This window comes from Geobacillus sp. ZGt-1, from assembly GCF_001026865.1.
Taxonomy (GTDB): Bacteria; Bacillota; Bacilli; order Bacillales; family Anoxybacillaceae; genus Geobacillus; species Geobacillus thermoleovorans.
Window position 1 is genome coordinate 63,798 of record NZ_LDPD01000025.1, and the last position, 1,090, is coordinate 64,887.

The 1,090-nt window shown below is 56.3% G+C and carries 2 protein-coding genes; both read right to left on the reverse strand.

Features of this window, described 5'->3' with window-relative positions; genetic code table 11:
* Positions 1-435, reverse strand: a 435-nt coding sequence (locus VU18_RS20455) for an ABC transporter ATP-binding protein (protein WP_047758281.1), incomplete at its 3' end; no start/stop codon positions are given.
* A gap of 1 nt (position 436) precedes the next feature.
* Positions 437-1,090 (reverse strand): ABC transporter ATP-binding protein (locus tag VU18_RS12990; protein WP_236687399.1); only part of this gene is annotated, 654 nt, incomplete at its 5' end.

Below are 1,090 nucleotides of genomic sequence, written 5' to 3' on the forward strand. Positions count from 1 at the left end.
GATGGCGAGCATTTGCTGCTCGCCGCCCGAAAGCGTGCCGGCCAGCTGCTTGCGCCGCTCCTCAAGGCGCGGGAACAGCTGAAAGACTTTGGCAAAGTCTTGTTGAATGCCTTCTTTGTCTTTGCGCAAAAACGCGCCGAGCTCCAAGTTTTCCTCGACCGTCATATTGGCGAAAACGCGCCTCCCTTCCGGCACGTGGGAAATGCCTTGCTTGACGATCGTCTGCGCCGCCTTGCCGGCGATCGAGGCTCCCTCATACACGATGTCGCCGTTTTTCGGCCTAAGCAGCCCGGAAATGGTTTTCAGAAGCGTCGTTTTCCCCGCGCCGTTCGCCCCGATCAGCGTGACGATCTCGCCTTTGTTCACCTCAAGCGATACGCCTTTTAAGGCATGAATGTTGCCGTAAAACACATCGATTGCCTCCACTTTCAACACGTCACGACACCTCCTCGCCAAGGTAAGCCTCGATCACTTTCGGGTTGCTGCGCACTTGTTCCGGCGTGCCGTGGGCGATCAATTGGCCGTGGTCCAACACGTAAATGCGCTCACAAATGCCCATCACAAGCGACATATCGTGTTCGATCAACAAAATCGTCAACGCAAACCGTTCGCGGATAAACGCGATCAAGTTCATCAATTCTTTCGTTTCTTGCGGGTTCATGCCGGCGGCCGGCTCGTCAAGCAAAAGCACTTTTGGCTGCGCCGCCAGCGCCCGGGCGATCTCAAGCCGGCGCTGCTGGCCGTACGGCAAGTTTTTCGCTTTCTCGTGCATGACGCCGTCAAGCTGAAAAATGTTCAAAAACTCGATCGCCTTTTCTTCCATTTCCTTTTCCCCGCGGAAATGGGACGGGAGGCGGAGAATGGAGCTCGCGATCGAATGGCGGGCGTGCGCATGGTAGGCGACTTTCACGTTGTCGAGCACCGACAGCTCGCCGAACAGGCGAATGTTTTGAAACGTCCGGCTGATCCCTTTGCGCGTAATTTTATACGGCGGCAGTCCGTTCAACGTCTCGCCGTCAAGCATAATCCGCCCGTCAGTCGGCACATACACGCCCGTCAATAAGTTAAACAGCGTCGTTTTCCCCGCGCC